Origin of the sequence: Lactobacillus sp. UMNPBX19 (assembly GCF_002553805.1) — a bacterium.
Lineage (GTDB): Bacteria > Bacillota > Bacilli > Lactobacillales > Lactobacillaceae > Lactobacillus.
The window spans coordinates 1-478 of record NZ_PCYR01000101.1; the positions used below are offsets into that span (position 1 = coordinate 1).

Sequence of the window (478 nt, forward strand, 5' to 3'; positions counted from 1 at the left end):
CTTAGCTTTTCCATCACGCCATGGATAGAAAAAACCTTGGCTCATTTCAAGAGATTCACCATCAATTTGAACTAATTGAAAAGTAATAGGTCTTATCATAGTCTTTACGCTTGAAATTGCTGGAGCAATTATATCGTAAAGTTGAAAGTATGTTTTTGAATCTAATTGCATACCTGATGGATATCTAAGGATGAATAATAATCCTGTACTATTTTCTTCTTCAAGAAAAGCATATGAACTACTAATACTACTCTGATCCGAGTATAAAAATGACAATCTGGCATCTACTACTCGTGATATGTAATCACATAATTGCGTATGTCTTCCAAACATTGTTTATCCTTTTCTTCTGGCCATTAATGCCCTTATTTAAAATGTGAAATTCTTAATTATGTTACATTTTTTATTTTTTTAAAATTTCTACGTTTTTAATCGTTTTTAACGGATATTCTGGCTAGTTTGATCTTATTTCTAGATT

The 478-nt window shown here is 30.1% G+C and carries 1 pseudogene; it reads right to left on the reverse strand.

From position 1 onward, the window contains the following. Positions 1–333, reverse strand: a pseudogene (locus CP370_RS09265) (chromosome partitioning protein ParA); the annotation flags it as partial. Positions 334–478 lie beyond the last annotated feature (145 nt).